This window comes from Mesorhizobium sp. Pch-S (assembly GCF_004136315.1).
In the GTDB taxonomy this organism is placed as follows: Bacteria; Pseudomonadota; Alphaproteobacteria; order Rhizobiales; family Rhizobiaceae; genus Mesorhizobium.
The window spans coordinates 6,289,169-6,302,878 of the sequence record NZ_CP029562.1 but is presented as its reverse complement, the minus strand read 5'-3'; the positions used below and the strand labels follow the sequence as shown (position 1 = coordinate 6,302,878).

The 13,710-nt window shown below is 61.3% G+C and carries 24 protein-coding genes and 1 pseudogene; all 25 read left to right on the top strand.

What is annotated here, in order from left to right:
- Window positions 1–43 precede the first annotated feature (43 nt).
- Window positions 44–757: a 50S ribosomal protein L3 gene (rplC, locus tag C1M53_RS29830; RefSeq protein ID WP_054311476.1), complete on the top strand. Its 714-nt coding sequence runs from the start codon at window positions 44–46 to the stop codon at window positions 755–757.
- Complete coding sequence (rplD, locus tag C1M53_RS29825; RefSeq protein WP_129415660.1) at window positions 757–1,377, top strand: 50S ribosomal protein L4; 621 nt, start codon at window positions 757–759, stop codon at window positions 1,375–1,377. The genes rplC and rplD overlap by 1 nt, the downstream gene beginning before the upstream one ends.
- Window positions 1,374–1,667 carry a 50S ribosomal protein L23 gene (locus tag C1M53_RS29820; protein WP_054311478.1) on the top strand — a complete coding sequence of 98 codons (294 nt, stop codon included), beginning with the start codon at window positions 1,374–1,376 and terminating at the stop codon, window positions 1,665–1,667. The genes rplD and C1M53_RS29820 overlap by 4 nt, the downstream gene beginning before the upstream one ends.
- A gap of 23 nt (window positions 1,668–1,690) precedes the next feature.
- The gene (gene rplB, locus C1M53_RS29815; RefSeq protein WP_129415659.1) at window positions 1,691–2,524 is read left to right on the top strand and encodes a 50S ribosomal protein L2; all 834 of its coding nucleotides are present in this window, start codon (window positions 1,691–1,693) and stop codon (window positions 2,522–2,524) included.
- A gap of 16 nt (window positions 2,525–2,540) precedes the next feature.
- A complete protein-coding gene (gene rpsS / locus C1M53_RS29810) occupies window positions 2,541–2,819 on the top strand; it encodes a 30S ribosomal protein S19 (RefSeq protein WP_054311480.1) in 279 nt (92 codons plus the stop codon).
- A 2-nt stretch (window positions 2,820–2,821) separates the two neighbouring features.
- Window positions 2,822–3,211: a 50S ribosomal protein L22 gene (gene rplV, locus C1M53_RS29805; RefSeq protein ID WP_101934562.1), complete on the top strand. Its 390-nt coding sequence runs from the start codon at window positions 2,822–2,824 to the stop codon at window positions 3,209–3,211.
- Entirely contained in the window at window positions 3,211–3,933 is a 723-nt protein-coding gene (gene rpsC / locus C1M53_RS29800; protein WP_129415658.1) for a 30S ribosomal protein S3, read from the top strand. Before rplV ends, rpsC begins: the two co-directional genes overlap by 1 nt.
- Window positions 3,934–3,960: 27 nt before the next feature.
- Window positions 3,961–4,374 carry a 50S ribosomal protein L16 gene (gene rplP / locus C1M53_RS29795; RefSeq protein WP_129415657.1) on the top strand — a complete coding sequence of 138 codons (414 nt, stop codon included), beginning with the start codon at window positions 3,961–3,963 and terminating at the stop codon, window positions 4,372–4,374.
- Between the two features lie 14 nt (window positions 4,375–4,388).
- Window positions 4,389–4,589, top strand: a complete 201-nt coding sequence (gene rpmC / locus C1M53_RS29790; RefSeq protein WP_054311484.1) for a 50S ribosomal protein L29 — start codon at window positions 4,389–4,391, stop codon at window positions 4,587–4,589.
- An 11-nt stretch (window positions 4,590–4,600) separates the two neighbouring features.
- A complete protein-coding gene (gene rpsQ, locus C1M53_RS29785) occupies window positions 4,601–4,840 on the top strand; it encodes a 30S ribosomal protein S17 (RefSeq protein ID WP_054311485.1) in 240 nt (79 codons plus the stop codon).
- Between the two features lie 73 nt (window positions 4,841–4,913).
- Window positions 4,914–5,282: a 50S ribosomal protein L14 gene (gene rplN / locus C1M53_RS29780; RefSeq protein WP_024924768.1), complete on the top strand. Its 369-nt coding sequence runs from the start codon at window positions 4,914–4,916 to the stop codon at window positions 5,280–5,282.
- Between the two features lie 12 nt (window positions 5,283–5,294).
- Window positions 5,295–5,609 (top strand): 50S ribosomal protein L24, encoded by a 315-nt coding sequence (rplX, locus tag C1M53_RS29775; protein ID WP_054311486.1) that lies wholly within the window; start codon window positions 5,295–5,297, stop codon window positions 5,607–5,609.
- Entirely contained in the window at window positions 5,602–6,171 is a 570-nt protein-coding gene (gene rplE / locus C1M53_RS29770; protein ID WP_129415656.1) for a 50S ribosomal protein L5, read from the top strand. Before rplX ends, rplE begins: the two co-directional genes overlap by 8 nt.
- Window positions 6,172–6,198: 27 nt before the next feature.
- On the top strand, window positions 6,199–6,504 hold the full coding sequence (gene rpsN / locus C1M53_RS29765; RefSeq protein WP_129415655.1) for a 30S ribosomal protein S14: 306 nt from the start codon (window positions 6,199–6,201) through the stop codon (window positions 6,502–6,504).
- Between the two features lie 12 nt (window positions 6,505–6,516).
- The gene (rpsH, locus tag C1M53_RS29760; protein WP_101934556.1) at window positions 6,517–6,915 is read left to right on the top strand and encodes a 30S ribosomal protein S8; all 399 of its coding nucleotides are present in this window, start codon (window positions 6,517–6,519) and stop codon (window positions 6,913–6,915) included.
- A 32-nt stretch (window positions 6,916–6,947) separates the two neighbouring features.
- Window positions 6,948–7,481 (top strand): 50S ribosomal protein L6, encoded by a 534-nt coding sequence (gene rplF, locus C1M53_RS29755; protein ID WP_129415654.1) that lies wholly within the window; start codon window positions 6,948–6,950, stop codon window positions 7,479–7,481.
- Between the two features lie 132 nt (window positions 7,482–7,613).
- Window positions 7,614–7,973 carry a 50S ribosomal protein L18 gene (gene rplR, locus C1M53_RS29750; protein WP_129415653.1) on the top strand — a complete coding sequence of 120 codons (360 nt, stop codon included), beginning with the start codon at window positions 7,614–7,616 and terminating at the stop codon, window positions 7,971–7,973.
- A gap of 152 nt (window positions 7,974–8,125) precedes the next feature.
- Window positions 8,126–8,695 carry a 30S ribosomal protein S5 gene (rpsE, locus tag C1M53_RS29745; RefSeq protein ID WP_129415652.1) on the top strand — a complete coding sequence of 190 codons (570 nt, stop codon included), beginning with the start codon at window positions 8,126–8,128 and terminating at the stop codon, window positions 8,693–8,695.
- Window positions 8,696–8,720: 25 nt separating this feature from the next.
- Entirely contained in the window at window positions 8,721–8,918 is a 198-nt protein-coding gene (gene rpmD, locus C1M53_RS29740; protein ID WP_054311493.1) for a 50S ribosomal protein L30, read from the top strand.
- Between the two features lie 17 nt (window positions 8,919–8,935).
- Entirely contained in the window at window positions 8,936–9,409 is a 474-nt protein-coding gene (rplO, locus tag C1M53_RS29735) for a 50S ribosomal protein L15 (RefSeq protein WP_129415651.1), read from the top strand.
- 128 nt (window positions 9,410–9,537) lie between these two features.
- Window positions 9,538–10,878: a preprotein translocase subunit SecY gene (secY, locus tag C1M53_RS29730; RefSeq protein WP_129415650.1), complete on the top strand. Its 1,341-nt coding sequence runs from the start codon at window positions 9,538–9,540 to the stop codon at window positions 10,876–10,878.
- Complete coding sequence (locus C1M53_RS29725) at window positions 10,875–11,468, top strand: adenylate kinase (RefSeq protein ID WP_129415649.1); 594 nt, start codon at window positions 10,875–10,877, stop codon at window positions 11,466–11,468. The genes secY and C1M53_RS29725 overlap by 4 nt, the downstream gene beginning before the upstream one ends.
- 197 nt (window positions 11,469–11,665) lie before the next feature.
- Window positions 11,666–12,034, top strand: a complete 369-nt coding sequence (gene rpsM, locus C1M53_RS29720) for a 30S ribosomal protein S13 (protein ID WP_129415648.1) — start codon at window positions 11,666–11,668, stop codon at window positions 12,032–12,034.
- Between the two features lie 126 nt (window positions 12,035–12,160).
- Window positions 12,161–12,550: a 30S ribosomal protein S11 gene (gene rpsK, locus C1M53_RS29715; RefSeq protein WP_024924781.1), complete on the top strand. Its 390-nt coding sequence runs from the start codon at window positions 12,161–12,163 to the stop codon at window positions 12,548–12,550.
- A 100-nt stretch (window positions 12,551–12,650) separates the two neighbouring features.
- A pseudogene (locus C1M53_RS29710) lies at window positions 12,651–13,660 on the top strand (DNA-directed RNA polymerase subunit alpha).
- The last annotated feature ends 50 nt before the right edge of the window (window positions 13,661–13,710 follow it).

The window sequence follows — 13,710 nt, the reverse complement described above, 5'->3', positions numbered from 1 at the left end:
CGGCGGGGTTACCCGACCTGCTCCTCTGAAGGAAGATGAACCTATGCGTTCAGGTGTAATTGCACAGAAGGTGGGAATGACCCGCATCTACAATGATGCCGGTGAGCATGTCCCCGTTACCGTTCTCCGCATGGAGAGCTGCCAGGTTGTCGCGCAGCGTACGCAGGAAAAGAACGGCTATACCGCTGTTCAGCTCGGCGTCGGGCTTGCCAAGGTGAAGAACACGTCGAAGGCCATGCGCGGTCATTTCGCCGCCGCCTCCGTGGAGCCGAAGGCCAAGCTTGCCGAGTTCCGCGTTTCGCCGGACAACCTCTTGGACGTCGGCGCCGAGCTGACCGTCGACCACTTCGTCGCCGGCCAGAAGGTTGACGTCACCGGTACTTCGACCGGTAAGGGTTTCCAGGGTGTCATCAAGCGCCACAACTTCGGTGGTGGCCGCGCGACCCACGGTAACTCGCTGTCGCACCGTGTGCACGGTTCGACCGGTCAGCGCCAGGACCCCGGCAAGGTGTTCAAGGGCAAGAAGATGGCCGGCCACATGGGTGCTACCCGCGTGACCACGCAGAACGTCGAAGTCGTTTCGACCGATGCCGATCGCGGCCTCATCCTCATCCGTGGCGCGGTTCCGGGCACCAAGGGCGCCTGGATCCTGGTTCGCGACGCCGCCAAGGTGGCTCTGCCTGCCAACGCGCCGAAGCCGGCCGCGATCCGCGCCGCCGCCAACAATCAGGCTCCGGCCACCGAGGGAGCGGAATAATGGACCTCAAGATCACCACTCTCGCCGGCAAGGACGCCGGCAAGGTGAAGCTCTCGGAAGAGATCTTCGGCCTTGAGCCCCGCGAGGACATCCTCGCCCGCGTCGTTCGCTGGCAGCTCGCCAAGAAGCAGCAGGGCACGCATCAGGCCAAGGGCCGCGCCGACATCGCGCGCACCGGTGCCAAGATGTACAAGCAGAAGGGTACGGGCCGCGCCCGTCACTCCTCGGCACGCGCTCCGCAGTTCCGCGGCGGTGGCAAGGCTCATGGCCCGGTTGCCCGCAGCCACGAGCACGACCTGCCCAAGAAGGTCCGCGCGCTCGGCATCAAGCACGCTCTGTCGGCCAAGGCGAAAAGCTCTTCGCTCATCGTCGTGGACGAGCTGAAGCTGGCCGAAGCCAAGACCAAGGCTCTGGTCGAGAACTTCGCGTCGCTCGGCCTGACCAACGCTCTGTTCATCGGCGGTGCCGAACTCGACCAGGGTTTCAAGCGGGCTGCTTCGAACATCCCGAACATCGACGTGCTGCCCATCCAGGGCATCAACGTCTACGACATTCTGCGCCGCGGCACGCTGGTCCTTTCCAAGGCCGCCGTCGAGGCTCTCGAGGAGCGCTTCAAATGACCGACCTTCGTCATTACGACGTGATCGTCTCGCCGGCGATCACCGAAAAGTCGACCATGGCGTCCGAGCAGAACCAGGTGGTCTTCAACGTCGCCAAGAAGGCGTCGAAGCCGGAGATCAAGGCAGCAGTCGAGGCGCTGTTCGGCGTCAAGGTGACGGCTGTGAACACGCTGGTCCGCAAGGGCAAGGTGAAGCGCTTCCGCGGCACGATCGGCCGCCAGGGCGACGTCAAGCGAGCAGTGGTGACGCTGGCCGATGGCCAGTCGATCGACGTCGCGACGGGTCTCTGAGCTAGGCCGCGAGGACAACGACAATGGCACTGAAGAAATATAACCCGGTAACGCCAAGCACCCGCCAGCTGGTCATCGTCGACCGCTCGGGCCTGCACAAGGGCAAGCCCGTCAAGGGTCTGACCGAAGGCTTGACCAAGTCGGGCGGTCGCAACAACTACGGTCGCATCACGGCCCGCTTCATCGGCGGCGGTCACAAGCGCACCTACCGCATCATCGACTTCAAGCGTCGCAAGCTTGATGTCGTCGGCACGGTCGAGCGCCTGGAATATGACCCGAACCGCACGGCCTTCATCGCTCTCATCAAGTATGAGGACGGCGAGCTGAACTACATCATCGCCCCGCAGCGCCTGCAGGCCGGTGACAAGGTCGTGGCTGGTGAATCGGTTGACGTGAAGCCGGGCAACGCGATGCCGCTCTCGGCCATGCCGGTCGGCACCATCGTGCACAACATCGAGCTGAAGCCCGGCAAGGGCGGCCAGGTCGCCCGTTCGGCTGGTGCATATGCCCAGCTCGTCGGCCGCGACCAGGGCATGGCGATCCTTCGCCTGAACTCCGGTGAGCAGCGCATCGTGCACGGCTCGTGCTTTGCGACCGTCGGCGCCGTGTCGAACCCTGACCACGGCAACATCAACGACGGCAAGGCCGGTCGTTCGGTGTGGCGCGGCAAGCGTCCGCACAACCGCGGTGTTGCCATGAACCCGGTCGACCATCCGCACGGCGGTGGTGAAGGCCGCACCTCGGGTGGCCGTCATCCGGTCACGCCGTGGGGTAAGCCTACCAAGGGTAAGAAGACGCGGTCCAACAAGGCGACCGATAAGTTCATTGTGCGCTCGCGCCATCAGCGCAAGAGCTAAGAAGAGGTAACGCCAAGTGACTCGTTCGATTTGGAAAGGCCCCTTCGTCGACGGCTACCTTCTGAAGAAGGCAGACAAGGTTCGTGAAGGTGGTCGTAGTGAGGTGATCAAGATGTGGAGCCGCCGCTCCACCATCCTGCCGCAGTTCGTCGGCCTCACCTTCGGTGTCTACAACGGCCAGAAGCATGTCCCGGTCTCCGTGAACGAGGACATGGTCGGTCACAAGTTCGGTGAATTCGCTCCGACCCGGACCTATTACGGTCACGGCGCGGATAAGAAAGCGAAGAGGAAGTAATCATGGGCAAGGCCAAAGCTCCGCGCAGGCTTGCTGATAACGAGGCTCGTGCCGTTCTGCGCACGATCCGCATCAGCCCTCAGAAGCTGAACCTGGTTGCTGCGATGATCCGCGGCAAGAAGGTTGCGGCTGCGCTCAACGATCTCGAATTCTCGCGCAAGCGGATTTCGGACACCGTGAAGAAGACGCTGGAATCGGCGATCGCCAACGCGGAAAACAACCACGACCTCGATGTCGATGCGCTGATCGTGGCTGAGGCCTACGTCGGCAAGTCGATCGTCATGAAGCGTTTCCACGCTCGTGGCCGCGGTCGCGCCAGCCGTATCGAAAAGCCGTTTTCGCACCTCACGATCGTCGTGCGTGAGGTTGAAGAGAAAGGGGAGGCCGCATAATGGGTCAGAAAATCAATCCGATCGGTCTCCGTCTCGGCATCAACCGCACCTGGGATTCCCGCTGGTACGCAAACACCGGCGAGTACGGCAAGCTGCTGCATGAAGACCTGAAGATCCGCGAATATCTTGAGAAGGAACTCAAGCAGGCCGCGATCTCCAAGATCGTCATCGAGCGTCCGCACAAGAAGTGCCGCGTGACCATTCACGCTGCTCGTCCGGGTCTGATCATCGGCAAGAAGGGCGCCGACATCGAGAAGCTGCGCAAGAAGCTGACCGAGATGACGCAGTCCGAAACGCACCTCAACATCGTTGAAGTGCGCAAGCCGGAGACCGACGCGACGCTGATCGCCCAGTCGATCGCCCAGCAGCTCGAGCGTCGTATTGCCTTCCGTCGCGCCATGAAGCGCGCCGTGCAGTCGGCGATGCGCCTCGGTGCCGAAGGCATCCGCATCAACTGCTCGGGCCGTCTCGGCGGCGCCGAAATCGCCCGCATGGAATGGTACCGTGAAGGCCGCGTGCCGCTGCATACGCTGCGCGCCGATGTCGACTACGGCACCGCCGAAGCCCAGACCGCTTATGGTATCTGCGGCGTGAAGGTGTGGGTGTTCAAGGGCGAGATCCTCGAGCACGACCCGATGGCCTCGGAACGTCGTGCCACCGAAGGCGATCATTCGCAGGGCGGTGAGCGCTCCGAGCGCAGCCGTCGTCGCGAAAACGCCTGATTGGCATAGGAATTTGGAGTTAGAACGATGCTGCAGCCAAAGCGCACAAAGTTCCGTAAGCAGTTCAAGGGCCGCATCCACGGCACCGCGAAGGGCGGCACCAACCTGGATTTCGGCGGCTTCGGATTGAAGGCGCTGGAGCCGAACCGCGTCACCGCGCGTGAGATCGAGGCGGCCCGCCGCGCGATCACCCGCGAGATGAAGCGCGCCGGCCGGGTCTGGATCCGTGTGTTCCCGGACGTTCCGGTGACCTCGAAGCCGACCGAAGTCCGCATGGGTAAGGGTAAGGGCGCGGTCGACTACTGGGCTTGCCGCGTCAAGCCAGGCCGCATCATGTTCGAGATCGACGGTGTGTCGGAAGAGATCGCTCGCGAGGCCCTTCGCCTCGGCGCCGCCAAGCTCTCGGTTCGCACGCGCTTCGTGCAGCGCATTGCAGAATAAGGAAGGGCTAAGAGATGAAGGCCTCTGATGTACGTATGAAGACCGTCGACGAGCTCGACGCTGATCTTGCCGACCTGAAGAAGGAGCAGTTCAACCTGCGCTTCCAGAAGGCTACCGGCCAGCTCGAAAAGACCGCGCGCGTGAAGCAGGTCCGCAAGGACATCGCGCGCATCAAGACAATCGCTGCTGAAAAAGCAGCGGCCAAGAAGGCATAAGGACGAGAATCATGCCAAAGCGCATCCTGCAGGGCACCGTCGTCAGCGACAAGAACGAGAAGACGGTCGTCGTCAAGGTCGAGCGTCGCTTCACCCATCCGGTGATGAAGAAGACCGTGCGCATGTCGAAGAAGTACAAGGCGCATGACGAGAACAACACCCACAAGGTGGGCGACCAGGTGTCCATCCAGGAATCGGCTCCGATTTCCAAGGATAAGCGCTGGGTCGTGATCGGTTCCGATCAGGCGTAACGAAACGAATTTTGGACAGACCGGGGAGGGGCTTTTGAGTCCGTCCCGATAGCGAAGAAGAAGGCGGCCAGTCATGATTCAGATGCAAACAAACCTCGACGTCGCGGACAACTCCGGCGCCCGTCGTGTCATGTGCATCAAGGTGCTGGGCGGCTCGAAGCGGAAGTACGCCTCCGTTGGCGACATCATCGTGGTGTCGATCAAGGAAGCCATTCCGCGCGGCCGCGTGAAGAAGGGTGACGTGATGAAGGCGGTCGTGGTTCGCACGGCCAAGGACATCCGTCGTCCGGACGGCAGCGTGATCCGTTTCGACAAGAACGCAGCCGTTCTCGTCGATAACAAGAAAGAGCCGGTGGGCACCCGTATCTTCGGGCCGGTTCCGCGCGAACTTCGTGCGAAGAACCACATGAAGATCATCTCGCTCGCACCTGAAGTGCTGTAAGGAGCCGGAGAAATGCAAAAGATCCGCAAAGGCGACAAGGTCGTCGTGCTTTCCGGCAAGGACAAGGGCCGCTCCGGCGAAGTCCTGTCCGTCCAGCCGAAGGAAGACACCGCGATTGTTCGCGGTATTAACATTGTGGTTCGCCACCAGCGTCAGACCCAGGCCCAGCAGGGCGGTCTGATCCGCAAGGAAGCGCCGATCCACCTTTCGAACATCGCCGTTGCCGATCCCAAGGATGGCAAGCCGACCCGCGTTGGCTTCAAGCTTGAGAAGGACGGCAAGAAGGTACGAGTCGCCAAGCGCTCGGGAGAAGTCATCAATGGCTAAGGCAGCACAAACCGCGCAGAACACGCCGCGCCTGAAGCAGGTCTACAACGAGACCATCAAGAAGGCGCTGCAGGAGCAGTTCAAGTACGACAACGAGATGCAGATTCCGCGCATCGACAAGATCGTGCTGAACATGGGTGTCGGCGAAGCCACCGGCGACTCCAAGAAGCCTTCGGTGGCTGCCGAAGATCTCGCGATGATCGCTGGCCAGAAGCCGGTTATCACTCGCGCTCGCAAGTCGATCGCCGGCTTCAAGGTTCGCGAGAACATGCCGATCGGCACCAAGGTAACGCTTCGCAAGGAGCGCATGTATGAATTCCTGGACCGCCTGGTCAACATCGCGCTGCCGCGCGTTCGCGACTTCCGCGGCCTGAATCCGAAGAGCTTCGATGGTCGTGGCAACTACGCCATGGGCATCAAGGAGCACATCGTGTTCCCGGAGATCAACTACGACAAGGTCGATCAGATCTGGGGCATGGACATCATCGTTTGTACGACTGCGAAGACGGACGACGAAGCCAGGGCACTGCTCAAGGCTTTCAACTTCCCCTTCCGCCAGTAACGGCAGCGAGCAAAGGAAAAATCTGAAATGGCAAAGACCAGCTCAGTCGAAAAGAACAACCGGCGCCGCAAGCTTGTGGACCAGTACGCTGCCAAGCGTAAGGCCCTCAAGGAAATCGTCATGGATCAGTCCAAGCCGATGGACGAGCGCTTCCGCGCCCAGCTGAAGCTCTCGGCTCTGCCGCGTAACTCGGCCAAGATCCGCATCCGTAACCGCTGCGAAGTCACGGGCCGTCCGCGCGCCTTCTATCGCAAGCTCAAGGTCTCGCGTATCGCGCTTCGCGATCTCGGCAATACTGGCCAGATCCCGGGCCTGGTCAAGTCGAGCTGGTAAGGAGGACAAGAAATGTCATTGAGTGATCCTCTCGGCGATATGCTGACCCGTATCCGTAACGCCTACGGCCGTAAGAAGTCGTCGGTGTCGACCCCGGCGTCGCGTCTGCGCGCCCGCGTTCTCGACGTGCTGAAGTCGGAAGGCTACATCCGCGATTACAGCCAGACCGACTTCGACAACGGCAAGTCGGAAATCGAGATCGAACTGAAGTATTTCGACGGCAATCCGGTCGTGCGCGAAATTTCCCGCGTTTCGAAGCCGGGCCGCCGCGTCTACGTTTCGGCCAAGTCGATCCCGCAGGTTGCCAATGGCCTCGGTATCGCCATCCTTTCGACCCCGAAGGGCGTTATGGCTGATCACGAAGCACGCGAGCAGAACGTCGGCGGCGAAGTCCTCTGCCAGATCTTCTGATCGGCGAGTTGAGATAGGAAGGACGAGAGAAAATGTCTCGTATTGGTAAGAAACCCGTCTCGGTACCGGCCGGTGTAACCGCTTCTGTCAACGGCCAGACCGTGACAGCCAAGGGCCCGAAGGGTGAACTGAAGTTCGTGGTCAACGACGAAGTCCTGGTCAAGCTGGACGAAGGCCAGATCGCCGTCGAACCGCGGGATCAGTCGAAGGACGCACGCTCCAAGTGGGGCATGTCGCGCACCCAGATCGTCAACATCCTGACCGGTGTGAAGGACGGCTTCGAGAAGAAGCTCGAGATCACCGGCGTCGGTTACCGCGCCGCCATGCAGGGCAAGAACCTGCAGCTCGCGCTCGGCTTCTCGCACGATGTGGTTTATGAGACCCCGCAGGGCATCACGATCACGGTAGGCAAGCCGACCGAAATTACCGTTTCGGGTATCGACAAGCAGCAGGTCGGCCAGGTCGCTGCTGAGATCCGCGAATACCGCGGCCCAGAACCCTACAAGGGCAAGGGCGTGCGTTATGCTGGCGAGAAGATCGTCCGCAAGGAAGGCAAGAAGAAGTAATCGGCTCGGCCCTGAACGGATTGTTCGCACAGGGCCGGACCAACGAAATGCAACGCCACGGGATGTTGCCGCGGGAGGAGAAAAACCTACCGCACAGGGCAACCCCCGTCTTACAAGGCAGGAACTACGACCATGGCAACCAAAGAAGCCACTCTGCGCCGCTCGTCGCGCATCCGTCGCCAGATCAAGGCAGTCGCCAACGGCCGCCCGCGTCTTTCGGTACACCGCACTTCAAAGAACATCTACGTCCAGGTGATCGATGATGCCAGCGGCCACACCATCGCTGCTGCGTCGACGCTCGAGAAGGATTTCAAGGCGACCAAGAAGACCGGTGCCGACGCAGCAGCTGCCGCTGCCGTTGGCAAGCTCGTCGCCGAGCGCGCCATCAAGGCTGGCATCAAGGATGTCGTCTTCGACCGCGGCTCCTACATCTATCATGGCCGCGTCAAGGCGCTGGCCGAAGCCGCCCGTGAAGGTGGCCTGAACTTCTAAGTTCGCACCTTTCCGAAAGCCGGCTTCGAAAAGGGGCTGACATTTCGGAACGGATCGTGCAGAAGGCACAAGTTTTTCGCCGCCGGCGACCTCGTAAAGAGGCGCCGGCATTTCAGCAACCCGTGCTTCCGGAAAAGAACAAGGACTAGGATATGGCACAGGAACGTAGGGAAGGCGGCCGCGAGCGTGGCCGTGACCGCGAAGAGCGCGACGACGGCATCGTCGACAAGCTCGTACACATCAACCGCGTCGCCAAGGTGGTGAAGGGTGGTCGTCGCTTCGGCTTCGCCGCACTCGTCGTCGTCGGCGATCAGAAGGGCCGCGTCGGCTTCGGCCATGGCAAGGCACGCGAAGTGCCTGAGGCAATCCGCAAGGCGACCGAATCCGCCAAGCGCGAGATGATCTTCGTGCCACTGCGTTCGGGCCGCACGCTGCACCACGACGTCGAAGGACGCTGGGGCGCCGGCCGCGTTCTGCTGCGCACCGCCAAGCAGGGTACCGGTATCATCGCCGGCGGCCCGATGCGCGCTGTCTTCGAGACGCTCGGCATGCATGACGTCGTCGCCAAGTCGATGGGCTCGTCGAACCCTTACAACATGGTTCGCGCCACCTTCGACGCCCTGAAGCGCCAGATGCATCCGAAGGATGTGGCTGCTGCGCGTGGCATCAAGTATTCGACCCTTCAGGCCCGCCGCGGCAATGCCGTTGCGGCTGATGAATAGTCGATAGCTTAGAGGGACCACCAACATGGCCAAGAAAGCTACCAAGACTGTCACCGTTGAGCAGATCGGCTCGCCGATCCGTCGTCCGAAGGAACAGCGTGCAACGCTGGTCGGCCTCGGCCTCAACAAGATGCACCGCAAGAGCACACTGGAAGATACGCCTTCCGTGCGCGGCATGATCGCGGCTGTCCAGCATCTCGTCCGCGTTGTGGACGAGAAGTAAGCCGCAGGAGAAGAATCATGAAACTCAACGACCTGCGTGACAAGGACGGCGCGACCAAGGCTCGCAAGCGTCTCGGACGCGGCATTGGCTCGGGCTCCGGCAAGACCGCTGGCCGCGGCGTGAAGGGTCAGAAGGCCCGTTCCGGTGTTGCCATCAACGGCTTCGAGGGTGGCCAGATGCCACTCTACCGCCGTCTGCCGAAGCGCGGCTTCAACAACATCTTCGCCAAGAGCTTCGCCACGGTGTCGCTCGCCCGTATCCAGACGGCGATCGATGCCAAGAAGCTTGATGCCAAGGAAACCGTGACCGGTGAGGCACTCGTCAAGGCCGGCGTCATTCGCCGCCTCAAGGATGGCGTGCGCGTCCTTTCGGATGGCGAACTCAAGGCAAAGCTCAGCTTCGACGTGGCCGGCGCTTCAAAGGCGGCCATCGAGAAGATCGAGAAGGCCGGCGGTTCGGTGAAGCTGCCCGAAAAGGCATCTGCCGAATAATATCTTAGACAAGCGGCCGCGCACGACGCGGCCGCTTGCATCTTGGCATTGCCGAGCCTATGTCCGGAGCTCGGTGATAGGCGCTGCCCGAAGCGGGCGCTCCCGCGTCATCTGGCGGAGAAATTTCCATGGCTTCGGCTGCTGAACAACTGGCGTCCAATCTCAATTTCGCGGCCTTTGCCAAGGCCGAGGATCTCAAGAAGCGCATCTGGTTTACGATCGGCGCTCTCCTCGTGTATCGCCTTGGCACGTACATCCCGCTTCCAGGCATCGATCCAGCCGCGTTCTCGCAGGCTTTCCAGTCGCAGTCCAAGGGCGTGCTGGGCATGTTCAACATGTTCGCCGGCGGCGCCGTGCAGCGCATGGCGATCTTCGCGCTGGGCATCATGCCCTACATCTCCGCTTCCATCATCATGCAGCTGATGACGTCGGTCATTCCGTCGCTCGAAGCGCTGAAGAAGGAAGGCGAGCAGGGTCGCAAGATCATCAATCAATACACCCGCTACGGCACAGTGCTGCTCGCCATCGTGCAGGCATACGGCATTTCGGCGGGGCTCGAGAACGGCAACGGCATCGTCACCGATCCGGGCATGTTCTTCCGCATTTCCACCGTGATTACACTGGTGGGCGGCACCATGTTCCTGATGTGGCTGGGTGAGCAGATCACTGCACGCGGCATCGGCAACGGCATTTCACTGATCATCTTCGCCGGTATCGTCGCCGGCCTGCCAAGCGCGATTTCAGGCACGTTGGAACTCGGCCGCACCGGTGCGCTGTCAACTCCGCTTATCCTGGCCATCATCATCCTGGCTGTCGTGGTCATCGCGCTGATCGTCTTCTTCGAGCGGGCCCAGCGCCGGCTCTTGATCCAGTATCCGAAGCGTCAGGTTGGCAACCGGATGTTCCAGGGCGACACGTCGCACCTGCCGCTGAAGCTCAATACGTCGGGCGTCATTCCTCCGATCTTCGCTTCGTCGCTGCTGCTTCTGCCGGCGACCGTTGCCGGGTTCTCAAGCACGACCAACCTGCCGGCCTGGGCGAACACCGTGCTGGCGTCGCTGGGTCACGGCCAGCCGCTCTACATGGCATTCTATGCGGCCATGATCGTGTTCTTCGCATTCTTCTATACGGCGATCGTCTTCAATCCGAAGGACACCGCCGACCAGTTGAAGAAGCATTCCGGCTTCATCCCCGGTTACCGTCCGGGAGAGCGGACTGCCGAGTACATCGACTACGTGCTTACCCGCATCACCGTGATCGGCGCCATCTATCTGGTTGTCATCTGCTTGATGCCGGAATTCCTGATTTCGGCGACTGGCGTACCGTTCTACCTTGGTGGCACTTCGCTTCTGATCGTGGTCAGTGTAACGCTCGACACCGTTGCGCAGATTCAGGGTCATCTGATCGCGCATCAGTACGAGGGTCTGATCAAGAAGTCGAAGCTGCGCGGAGGTAAGAGGGGTAGATGAGGTTGATATTGCTTGGCCCGCCTGGTGCGGGCAAGGGGACGCAAGCGCAGCGACTGGTTGAAAAACATGGCATTCCGCAACTCTCCACCGGAGACATGCTGCGTGCTGCGGTCAAGGCGGAAACACCCGTAGGTCTCAAGGCCAAGGCCGTGATGGACGCCGGTGAACTGGTGTCCGACGCTATCGTCAACGCCATCGTTGCCGAGCGCATCGACCAGGCCGATTGCGCCAAAGGGTTCATCCTTGACGGCTATCCGCGCACGCTGGCGCAGGCCGACGCTGTGGAGGCGATGCTGGCGGAGCGCAAGCTGAAGCTGGACGCCGTCATCGAACTCGTTGTCGACGACAAGGTGCTTGTCGGCCGAATCGTCAAGCGCGCGCAGGAAGCAGCGGCCGCCGGACAGCCGGTGCGCAAGGACGACAACCCCGAAGTCTTCGAGGAGCGTCTGCGCGAATATTACAAGAAGACTGCTCCGCTCATCGGTTATTACCATGCCAAGGGCATGTTGAAAGGCGTCGACGGCATGGCCGACATCGATGCCGTGACCGGTCAGATCGAGACCATTCTGGCAACGGCTGTCCAGAAATGAACAATTAAGCTTGACTGGGCCGGGCTGCTGGAGTAAGGCGGCCCGTCTCCCTATCAGGCATGAGCTTTGCTTGTCCGTGAGGACAAGGCAGCCGCTTTGAACAGGAACTCCCGCATGGGCCGGCCTCCACCGGACGCGGGTTCACGCAAAGCGCCGGTTCGACGTCGTCGTCCGGCCCAAATGGAGAAAGAGAAGACATGGCTCGTATAGCCGGCGTTAACATTCCGACCAACAAGCGCGTCGTCATCGCGCTTCAGTACATTCACGGCATTGGCAAGAAGTTCGCCCAGGAGATCGTCGAAAAGGTCGGCATCCCGGCCGAGCGCCGCGTCAACCAGCTGACCGATGCCGAAGTGCTGCAGATCCGCGAGACGATCGACCGCGACTATCAGGTCGAAGGTGATCTGCGTCGTGAAGTCTCGATGAACATCAAGCGTCTGATGGACCTCGGCTGCTACCGCGGCCTGCGTCACCGTCGTTCGCTGCCGGTGCGCGGTCAGCGTACCCACACCAACGCCCGCACCCGCAAGGGTCCGGCGAAGGCGATCGCCGGCAAGAAGAAGTAATTTGGCGGCAGTCGCCAGTAGGCAATGGGCAGTCGGATAACACGACTGCCGACTGCCGAAGTCCGACTGCCTCCAGGTGGAGCCGCTGGCATTACGGCGGTGTAGAGATCAACTGAAAGGACTACCATGGCCAAGGAAGCCGCACGCGTCCGTCGCCGCGAACGCAAGAACATTTCGTCGGGTGTCGCTCACGTCAACTCGACCTTCAACAACACCATGATCACCATTTCCGACGCACAGGGCAATGCGATTGCCTGGTCGTCGGCTGGCGCCCAGGGCTTCAAGGGTTCGCGCAAGTCGACCCCGTTCGCTGCCCAGATGGCCGCCGAAGACGTCGCCAAGAAGGCGCAGGAACACGGCATGCGTATGCTCGAGGTCGAGGTTTGCGGTCCGGGTTCGGGTCGTGAGTCGGCGCTTCGCGCGTTGCAGGCTGCGGGCTTCACCATCACTTCGATCCGTGATGTGACGCCGATCCCGCACAACGGCTGCCGTCCGCGCAAGAAGCGCCGCGTCTAACAGCTTTTCGAATGCCACCGGGAACGCCTCGCGCGTTCCCGAATGGTTTCCAGGTCGCCCACCACGATTGGATGGTGGTGGGGAAACGGAAGGGTAGAAAATGATCCAGAAGAACTGGCAGGAACTGATCAAGCCCAACAAGATCGACTTTTCGTCGAAGGGCAAGACGCTGACGACGCTGGTCGCAGAGCCGCTGGAACGCGGTTTCGGTCTGACCTTGGGCAACGCGCTGCGTCGCGTGTTGCTTTCGTCGCTGCGTGGTGCGGCTGTTACCGCCGTGCAGATCGACGGCGTACTGCATGAATTCTCGTCCATCGGCGGTGTGCGCGAGGACGTGACCGACATCGTGCTGAACATCAAGGAAATCGCCATCAAGATGGAAGGCGATGGTCCGAAGCGCATGGTCGTGCGCAAGCAGGGCCCGGGTGCCGTCACGGCTGGTGACATCCAGACCGTTGGCGACGTCGAGATCCTGAACCCTGACCACGTCATCTGCACCCTCGACGAGGGCGCGGAGATCCGTATGGAGTTCACCGTCGACACCGGCAAGGGTTATGTGCCGGCTGAGCGCAACCGCGCTGAAGACGCGCCGATCGGGCTATTCCGGTCGACTCGCTCTACTCGCCGGTCAAGAAGGTCTCCTACAGGGTCGAGAACACCCGCCACGGCGAGGAACTCGACAAGGACAAGCTGACCATGACCATCGAGACCGATGGTTCGGTTACCGGTGAGGACGCGGTGGCCTTCGCTGCACGCATCCTGCAGGATCAGCTCTCGCTGTTCGTCAACTTCGACGAGCCGCAGAAGGAAGTCGCTGCCGAGGCCGTCACTGAACTCGCTTTCAACCCGTCGCTCCTCAAGAAGGTCGACGAGCTGGAGCTGTCGGTGCGTTCGGCCAACTGCTTGAAGAACGACAACATCGTCTACATCGGCGACCTCATCCAGAAGACGGAAGCGGAGATGCTTCGCACGCCGAACTTCGGCCGCAAGTCCCTGAACGAGATCAAGGAAGTACTGGCGGCGATGGGCCTGCACCTCGGTATGGAAGTGCCGGACTGGCCGCCGGAAAATATCGAAGACCTCGCAAAGCGTTACGAAGACCAATATTGAGCATGAATTCCAAGGATCGGCGGCGATAGCCGCTGATCCGACGGTCATGC

Bases quoted from the DNA above. Each gene is read 5' to 3' on its own strand.
- rpsN (WP_129415655.1), top strand. From the start codon at position 6,199: ATGGCAAAGACCAGCTCAGTCGAAAAGAACAACCGGCGCCGCAAGCTT.
- rplB (WP_129415659.1), top strand. From the start codon at position 1,691: ATGGCACTGAAGAAATATAACCCGGTAACGCCAAGCACCCGCCAGCTG.
- rpsE (WP_129415652.1), top strand. From the start codon at position 8,126: ATGGCACAGGAACGTAGGGAAGGCGGCCGCGAGCGTGGCCGTGACCGC.
- rplV (WP_101934562.1), top strand. From the start codon at position 2,822: ATGGGCAAGGCCAAAGCTCCGCGCAGGCTTGCTGATAACGAGGCTCGT.
- C1M53_RS29725 (WP_129415649.1), top strand. From the start codon at position 10,875: ATGAGGTTGATATTGCTTGGCCCGCCTGGTGCGGGCAAGGGGACGCAA.
- rpsM (WP_129415648.1), top strand. From the start codon at position 11,666: ATGGCTCGTATAGCCGGCGTTAACATTCCGACCAACAAGCGCGTCGTC.
- rpmD (WP_054311493.1), top strand. From the start codon at position 8,721: ATGGCCAAGAAAGCTACCAAGACTGTCACCGTTGAGCAGATCGGCTCG.
- C1M53_RS29820 (WP_054311478.1), top strand. From the start codon at position 1,374: ATGACCGACCTTCGTCATTACGACGTGATCGTCTCGCCGGCGATCACC.
- secY (WP_129415650.1), top strand. From the start codon at position 9,538: ATGGCTTCGGCTGCTGAACAACTGGCGTCCAATCTCAATTTCGCGGCC.
- rpmC (WP_054311484.1), top strand. From the start codon at position 4,389: ATGAAGGCCTCTGATGTACGTATGAAGACCGTCGACGAGCTCGACGCT.
- rpsK (WP_024924781.1), top strand. From the start codon at position 12,161: ATGGCCAAGGAAGCCGCACGCGTCCGTCGCCGCGAACGCAAGAACATT.
- rplD (WP_129415660.1), top strand. From the start codon at position 757: ATGGACCTCAAGATCACCACTCTCGCCGGCAAGGACGCCGGCAAGGTG.
- rplX (WP_054311486.1), top strand. From the start codon at position 5,295: ATGCAAAAGATCCGCAAAGGCGACAAGGTCGTCGTGCTTTCCGGCAAG.
- rpsC (WP_129415658.1), top strand. From the start codon at position 3,211: ATGGGTCAGAAAATCAATCCGATCGGTCTCCGTCTCGGCATCAACCGC.
- rpsQ (WP_054311485.1), top strand. From the start codon at position 4,601: ATGCCAAAGCGCATCCTGCAGGGCACCGTCGTCAGCGACAAGAACGAG.
- rplC (WP_054311476.1), top strand. From the start codon at position 44: ATGCGTTCAGGTGTAATTGCACAGAAGGTGGGAATGACCCGCATCTAC.
- rplP (WP_129415657.1), top strand. From the start codon at position 3,961: ATGCTGCAGCCAAAGCGCACAAAGTTCCGTAAGCAGTTCAAGGGCCGC.
- rpsH (WP_101934556.1), top strand. From the start codon at position 6,517: ATGTCATTGAGTGATCCTCTCGGCGATATGCTGACCCGTATCCGTAAC.
- rplE (WP_129415656.1), top strand. From the start codon at position 5,602: ATGGCTAAGGCAGCACAAACCGCGCAGAACACGCCGCGCCTGAAGCAG.
- rplO (WP_129415651.1), top strand. From the start codon at position 8,936: ATGAAACTCAACGACCTGCGTGACAAGGACGGCGCGACCAAGGCTCGC.
- rplR (WP_129415653.1), top strand. From the start codon at position 7,614: ATGGCAACCAAAGAAGCCACTCTGCGCCGCTCGTCGCGCATCCGTCGC.
- rplN (WP_024924768.1), top strand. From the start codon at position 4,914: ATGATTCAGATGCAAACAAACCTCGACGTCGCGGACAACTCCGGCGCC.
- rplF (WP_129415654.1), top strand. From the start codon at position 6,948: ATGTCTCGTATTGGTAAGAAACCCGTCTCGGTACCGGCCGGTGTAACC.